Source organism: Caryophanon tenue (assembly GCF_001700315.1).
Classification (GTDB): Bacteria; Bacillota; Bacilli; order Bacillales_A; family Planococcaceae; genus Caryophanon; species Caryophanon tenue.
Map to the genome: position 1 here is coordinate 22,825 of NZ_MASJ01000006.1, position 7,387 is coordinate 30,211.

General features: G+C 39.2%; 8 protein-coding genes. 2 read left to right on the top strand and 6 right to left on the bottom strand.

Annotated elements, in window-relative coordinates; translation table 11 throughout:
• Nucleotides 1-125: 125 nt before the first annotated feature.
• From A6M13_RS06365 to A6M13_RS06385, 5 genes are all read right to left on the bottom strand, one after another.
• Nucleotides 126-380 carry a DUF3006 family protein gene (locus tag A6M13_RS06365; RefSeq protein ID WP_066543989.1) on the bottom strand — a complete coding sequence of 85 codons (255 nt, stop codon included), beginning with the start codon at nucleotides 378-380 and terminating at the stop codon, nucleotides 126-128.
• Nucleotides 367-1,557, bottom strand: a complete 1,191-nt coding sequence (locus A6M13_RS06370) for an MBL fold metallo-hydrolase (RefSeq protein WP_066543992.1) — start codon at nucleotides 1,555-1,557, stop codon at nucleotides 367-369. Before A6M13_RS06370 ends, A6M13_RS06365 begins: the two co-directional genes overlap by 14 nt.
• Nucleotides 1,558-1,648: 91 nt before the next feature.
• Nucleotides 1,649-3,166 (bottom strand): coproporphyrinogen III oxidase, encoded by a 1,518-nt coding sequence (locus A6M13_RS06375; RefSeq protein WP_066543994.1) that lies wholly within the window; start codon nucleotides 3,164-3,166, stop codon nucleotides 1,649-1,651.
• Nucleotides 3,167-3,596: 430 nt separating this feature from the next.
• Nucleotides 3,597-3,932, bottom strand: coding sequence for a YlbF family regulator (locus tag A6M13_RS06380; protein WP_066543996.1), 336 nt, complete (start codon nucleotides 3,930-3,932; stop codon nucleotides 3,597-3,599).
• 16 nt (nucleotides 3,933-3,948) lie between these two features.
• Nucleotides 3,949-5,094, bottom strand: a complete 1,146-nt coding sequence (locus A6M13_RS06385) for a DUF445 domain-containing protein (RefSeq protein WP_066543997.1) — start codon at nucleotides 5,092-5,094, stop codon at nucleotides 3,949-3,951.
• A gap of 120 nt (nucleotides 5,095-5,214) precedes the next feature.
• Here A6M13_RS06385 and A6M13_RS06390 point away from each other — a divergent pair, with 120 nt between their 5' ends.
• Nucleotides 5,215-5,415 (top strand): YheE family protein, encoded by a 201-nt coding sequence (locus A6M13_RS06390; RefSeq protein WP_066543998.1) that lies wholly within the window; start codon nucleotides 5,215-5,217, stop codon nucleotides 5,413-5,415.
• A gap of 53 nt (nucleotides 5,416-5,468) precedes the next feature.
• On the opposite strand, the gene A6M13_RS06395 is transcribed toward A6M13_RS06390, so the two are convergent.
• A complete protein-coding gene (locus A6M13_RS06395; RefSeq protein ID WP_066543999.1) occupies nucleotides 5,469-6,734 on the bottom strand; it encodes an MFS transporter in 1,266 nt (421 codons plus the stop codon).
• A gap of 155 nt (nucleotides 6,735-6,889) precedes the next feature.
• Here A6M13_RS06395 and A6M13_RS06400 point away from each other — a divergent pair, with 155 nt between their 5' ends.
• Nucleotides 6,890-7,303 (top strand): hypothetical protein, encoded by a 414-nt coding sequence (locus A6M13_RS06400; RefSeq protein WP_066544000.1) that lies wholly within the window; start codon nucleotides 6,890-6,892, stop codon nucleotides 7,301-7,303.
• Nucleotides 7,304-7,387 lie beyond the last annotated feature (84 nt).

Here is a 7,387-nt window from a genome sequence, read left to right on the forward strand (position 1 = left end):
CGTCGCGTACTCTCGACCATATACCTGATAAAATAAAACCACGGCGACTGTCATGTTCACCGTGGTTTTGTTCCATTTAGAAAAGGGTTTTAGCCCATGCTCGTGTTATCTTTATTTAGTGCTCGTTACGTGCGTTTCTTTTTATTGCGTAGCTTCGCTAATAAATCTTCCGCTTGGTGCTGTACTTGCTTCGTTTTGTTCGACAGCACTTGCACGATAAACTTACCGTTTTGTGGAATAACAGTGCAAATATCGCCAGCTTGTGCTGTGCCTAACATTTCTGAACGATGCACTAATAGTTGCTCACATTCTTCTGGTCGCTTCAAAAAAATTGCATAATCATGTTCATAACGGTCTAATGTATATTCAGTCAATGGCATGCACAATCTCTCCTTCAGCATTTAATAACTGCGCTTCATCTCCATCATTCGCCCAAATTTGACGTCCCGACCAGTGTATATAAGCTCCACCATCTCGGCGATTATCGCCACTTGTAATATGCACACTTTTGTTCGCATCTAATGTATAATCGTCAAATACAAAACGTTGGTCGCCTTGCACAGAAACAAGTGTCCAGCCACTTAAATTCACCGGTGCTGTGCCTGTATTTTTAATTGTGACCACTTCACTTACAGCGTCCTTTTTCGTAATCGTCACCATTTGCTCGCCACTTGCAGATACTATTGGCTTCGTTGTCGCTTTGCCATCTGATTGCCACACATCAGCATCATCTACGCTTAAATTGACACCGTCTGTTTCCACAATAATTGTACCTGACTGTGCTGTTGCGTATATAAGTGACTGTTGCTTCGTTAAAATATCCGTTACCTCTTTATGTGGATGACCGTATTTATTATCTTGTCCGTAGCTTAAAATTGTAATTTCAGGGTCTACTTTCTTTATAAACGCCTCTGAACTACTTGTATTCGAACCGTGATGCCCCGCCTTTAAAACATCCGCTTGAATATTTTCGCTTAACAGCCCTTTTTCTATCTCAATACCCGCATCACCTGCGAATAAAAACGATCGGTCTCCGTATGTCATCTTCAATACAACCGATGCCTCATTATTATCACTCGCTTGTTCATCAGCATATACGACTTCAACATCAAGTGCTTCATCAAACGCCACCATATCGCCTGTTTGTGCCACCGTAAAATCAATCTCTTTTTCATCAATTAACGTTAGCATTTCAATATAGGTTTGCGATGTATGCGCTTTGCCTGAATCTAACCACTGCTCAATTTCCACTGATTCAAGCACATCAATCAGCCCACCAATATGATCTGCATCTGGATGCGTCGCGACGACATAATCTAATGTATCGATACCTTGCTCGCGTAAATATGCCACGATTTCTTTCCCTGAACCTTTGTCTCCACCATCAATTAACATGTACTCGTCTGTTGGGGATTCAATTAAAATCGAGTCTCCTTGCCCAACATTTAAAAAGTGTACACGCATCGTGTCGCCCGCTTCTGCTGGTTCATTTGTAAGCTGACATCCTGCTAATACGGTGCTCATTAGTACGGTTCCGAGCAACCACCATTTTTTCATAGTCAAAATCCTCTCTATCTATACTCTCTTCTATTGTAACAGGTACGAAAAAGGATTGCGCAGAGACATCTCTCTATGCAATCCTTGTCGTTTATTTCACTAATTGACGATTGTATAACTCATCAAGTTGCTCAATTTTTTTATCAATGGATTCTGCAAACGTCATAATGTACGCAGCAGGGTCTTTCGGGTTGTGGAACTGCCAAATCTTGCCCGTTTCTGGGTTCACAAATTTTGATGATGCGCCACAGCCAATCCCTAAAATCGTTTGTACTTCTTCCATAATAACGATGTTGTAAATCGACTCTTCGCCTACTTTTGAATAGCCCACGTTTTCAAGATTACCTAAAATATTTTTTTGACGGTATAAATAATACGGTACGTAATCATGTTCTTTCGTCCATACTTGTGCCATATTCATCATCTCAGCAACGGTATCACGGTCTGCTACTTTATATTTATCTTTATTACGTGTCATTTCAGACGCACGTTTAAATGATAATGTGTGTACCGTTAATGACTCTGGCTGCATCTTCGCTGATTCATCTAATGAGTTTTGGAATTCTTCAATCCCTTCATTCGGTAAGCCAATAATTAAATCCATATTGATATTGTTCATACCTGAATTGCGGGATAACCAAAACTTATCAATTGTTTCTTGCACCGTATGATGGCGACCAATCGCTTTTAATGTCTCATCTGTATAACTTTGTGGGTTTACAGAAATACGGTCAATGCCCCATTTTTTCAGCACGTCAATTTTCTCAGGTGTAATCGTATCCGGACGACCCGCTTCAACTGTTATTTCACGGATTGTTTCAGGATTCGGGAATGATTCAAACATCGTTTTATACAGTGCATCCATCTCATGTGCTTCAATCGACGTTGGTGTGCCACCACCCCAATAAATCGATGTAATTTTCATATTGTTATCCGTTAGCCATTTACCCATTTCACGAATTTCAATGTGCAAACCGTCTAAGAACGTATCAACACGTCCTACTTTACGGTTACTTTGAATCGCATACGCAGGGAATGTACAATACGCACATTTCGTCGGACAGAACGGAATACCAATATAAACAGAAATTTCGCGCCCGATATTGTCTAAATCTGGAATCGTTGCTAATTGACGCTCCACAATCTCTTTCATTAGCTCAATTTTGCCATCTGAAATACGGTAATCCGCCTGTAATGTCGCAAAAATTTCCGCTTCTGGCATGCCTTGCTTACGGTATTTATGGAATAGTTTCGTCGGACGAACCCCCGTTAAGATACCCCATTCTTGTGTCACACCTGTAAATTGCTCTAAGCAATCTAACATTACGTGTGATAATGCACGCTTACAGCGAATACGTACTTCTTTTTCCGTGCCTGCTGTGTCGTATTGCTTTTCATACGTGTTTGTAAATGTTTGTCCTGCTACTGTCATTGTCGCAGATGTCGCAACCGTATAGTTATGTTGTACCTCGTAAGCTAAATCAAAATACATATCAGCTTCATTGTCACCGTGAACAATCGTTGTATCTTCATAAAACAGGTTTGCTATATTGTGTAATACACGAATCCAATCTTCTGGAAACGCTTGACGTATATTAATTGTTTTCATCGTTTTAATCCATCTTTCTACTAATAGTTTTTAGACGTATCCGGTGCTTCGTTTCACCTTATTTTTTCACGCAAAATCATTCATGCATCGATACATAATAAAGACATATTTCAAATTTTCACTATATCATGCTTTATAGTAATTGTAAAAATAGATGCAGGTTTTTTCGATAAAAATGCATTTAGGATGGAAGTGGAAATTCGATACTATACAGCACAGCAATGTGGTCGAGAAAGAACACGATCTTTTGAAAACAAGTTCATCAAAGTGACAAATACTTAGTGATGCATCCCGACATAAGCTTTGCCCGCGGAAAGCGCCTATTGAAACGAACCTCGCCATGATCAAAAAAACAGCAAACCGACATCTGTCAGTTTGCTGTTTCTCTAATACTGTCCTCACCGGATGTGATCACCGTTAAAGGACTGTATTACATTTTATCGTACATATCTTGAATTGGCGTTACAAGCTCACGTGTTACAGACTCGATAATTTGGCTTAATGTCATTTCTGCTTCAAGCATACGTAAGATTTTTTCGTTTTGTTGTGCTAATTGCGCTACTTGCTGTGCATATAGTAACTCATCTTCTTCGATTTGTTGCCCTTGCATTTGCTTTTCTTGTAACTTCACTTGCACATCGCGGAAGTTTGTAAATAATGTGCGTGCTTGATCGTCTGCTGTTACATCGTCAATTGCACGTGATAGTGCGACAAACTCTTCTGTTTCTTTTAATTTTTGTTGTAGTTGTGCTGTTAATTGTTGCATGTCTAGTTCCCCTTTTTTAGCCTACAAACACCACGAATAATCCTTGGATGAGACCGATAATCCCGCCCAGTAAAAATCCAAGTGCTGTAATCATTTTAAATTCACGTTTTGAAATACCAAGGATTAATTCCTCTAACTTTTGTACAGGGAATGTGTCGACTTGCTGACGCACAACCTCTTGTAAGTTCAGTTTTTTCACAACGTCTTCTATTTTATTCTCAGCTGTTACGAAGCCTCTGTCAAGCATCTTCGGCAATAAGTCTTCTGTTGCCCATGCCTTTCCTTGTGGCCAGTAATGATGAATTGAATAATTTAAACGCTCATCTAAGTTCATCTCTTTTTTCGCATATGTTTTAACCGTCTCTTCAATACGGTTAAAATCAATATCCGCTGTAAAATCCGTAACAGGTCTATCTTTTAATTTATCATACTCTGTTTGCACTAAATTGTATAAAATATCATACAAACCGTCAGAACGTAAAAACATCAGTAACTCTCGCTGAATTTTTTCAGCAAGTGTGCTTGTATCGCCACCTAAAAACATTTGTACCATATTACCTAGTGAGCCTTTTGAGTTTAAAAAATCATCTAACATGTTTTGAATCGTTACTTGTCCTTCGTACGATTTAAAGTATGTTTCGCCTTTTTCAATTAAATACGTAATAAGCTCCGGTACTTTTTTGTCGATTGTTGCCTCAAAATCAGCAGGTAAAAGCTCACGAACGGTTTTCGTCGCCAGTGTATTTTGCACACTTTTAAACTGTGTGGCAATCACTTCATCCACCTTACCTTCAATCGTACGTGGTAAATGTTCAAAACCAGCTACCTTTAGCCATTCTGCTAATGTACGGTCATCACGAAAAACCGTTTCTTCCACTTTTGTACGTGCAAAATCTCCCACCATCGTACGCACTTCTGGTGATAAAATTTTGTCGCGGAACATATCGGGCGTTAATAAATAATTAGACACGGTTAAACCTAGTTGAATCGCTAAGTCCTCGCGTCGTTTCGGAATAAGTCCTGGTGTAAATGGTACACGCCATTTGCCAATATATTTTGCTTCGTACGGATGAAAGAGCATTTTAATCGCTAAATGGTTTGTAGACCCGGCGATTACTGACCCAACAACAACCATAAATAAAATCGTCATAAATGCATCCATATTTGCCTACTGCTTCCCTTCTATCATGTCGTGAGCCTATTATAACAGAATTGCTAAAAAAAGAGGAAATGACACATCTCTCACGAATACTTACAATAACGAAAGATTGGGGGAGCATATATGATTCAACATTTTAGCTTTAAACCTCTTTATAATGAGGCACTTCCTGGCTGGGTGGTGACGTTCTTTTACAAGCGTGAACGTTACCGTGCCGAATATAATAAAGAAGGCGATATTCGCTGGTTAGATGCGACACCGCCGGATGAAGAAAACGTCAAAAAATATATACATGATCTCATGTTATTCCACGTATACGAATAACGAGCGCAACAGTAAAGCTAGGGCACCGAGTACTACTCGACACCCTAGCTTTTTTACACCGTTTGTTCACGCTGTTTTTTACGTCGCCCGAAAATCATATAAAAATAACATGATGCACTTAAATATAAAACGCCCGTAATGCTAAACGCATACGCATATCCCCAATAAGAGCCATAGGTTGCTACGAGCCATGTTGCTGGAAGCCCCATTGTTGCCCACCCTAAATTAAACACCATTTGGTTAACCGAGTTTGCAAGCCCTTTATATTTATCTGCAACAATTTCCATCGCAATAGCACTTTGAATCGGATTTCCTGCGTTCATTAACGCTTGGCGCAATAAAAAGCCAACTGACGCTAAAAATAACGAGGATGTAAATGCCGTTAAAAATAAAAATGGGATGGATAAAAGCTGAAAGACGATTAGCGCATTGACCTTCCCAATTCGCTTTACAACGACTGGACCAATCAACATCGCAACAGCTGTCATCGCAGAGCCGAGCGCTAAAATAAGCCCGATATAAGAGTTTGACGCATCAAAGCGGTCAGCAAAATATAAATTTAAGTACGGAATAACAAGCCCAGAGCCTGTGCCAATCACAAGCTGTGCAAACGCAAATAACACAATGATTTTAAGATTATCTTTAAAGCCTGTCTCCACCACATCTTCACGTTCAACACTTGATTTATCTTGCTCGACATATTGCGCTGTTGCCGTTAGTTTCACAAGTGGCAAAATCCCTAATGCAAAAATAACTACCCCTACGAGCAACGATGCTTGAATACTTTCTACGCTTGTCATCGACGTGAAAAACATAAAGCCATCCGCTACAATCCCGCCTAATAAGTTCCCAATCACGCTCGCCACTGTTACGAGGGAGAAATGAATACTAAATAAATGTACACGTTCACGCGGTGCCGAATTTTCTGCTAAAAACGGCACACCTGAAACTTGTACGAATGCCCAAACAATTCCGGTCATAAACGCAAGAACTAACATCGGCTGCTCGGTCATAACAATACTTCGACCAGCAAGTGTTATCGCCGTAAATAATGTGCCGGCAATAATAATCCACTTCCGCCCGATTTTATCACTAATCACGCCCGCAGGTATAAGCATTAATGCCGTAGCAAGAGACATTACCGCAATAACACTACCACTGACCGTTTCTGGTAAAGATAATTGTCGAATGTATAAATTATACATAACTGAAAAAACACCCATCCCAATTTGAATGAGGACATTCGCAAGCATAAAATATCGTATATTTCGATTAAACGAACGAATCGTTTGTAACCATTCTTGAAGCCAGCGTTTCATACAACCCCACCTTTTATTTCGTTACACTAAATATACGTGTCCCGTACGACATATGCAATTGAAATTTTTTTATGACAATCCACTAAAATTGTAACTTTTTATGCAATTTTTATATTACAATAGAGACATTAAGACTATTTAAATGGAGCGGATTTATGACAAAACAACTTATCACCTTCAAACATGATACTTTCTCAGTAAAAGGATTTTTACGCGCGCGCTTAAAAGAAAATATGACAGATCTTACACATATTATCTTTTCAGCTGCAAACTCGCGTGGCACTATTACGTCACAAATATTCCCTGAGCTGACAGATTATCATGTCGATTATTTTATTGAATACCATGAAGTGCTGAAATTAAACTGTGGCGTTTCAAGTTCTCCACTAAATTTCAAACGTAGAGTTTCGTCTATTTACGTTACTTACCAACAAAACTTCTTTAAAATCACATATGGCATTACATCTCGAACTGCCATTCGAATCGAAAAAGTAGATGCACATGTTATACGTTCTCACGAAAAAATACATGATATTGAAGCTCTTTCCTACGCAGTTCAAGCAATGTAGTATATATTGTAAATAAAGAAAAGCCCCTTCAGCCATTACCGGCACTGACCTAAAATAATGAGACAAATAAAAACACCTTTCGTT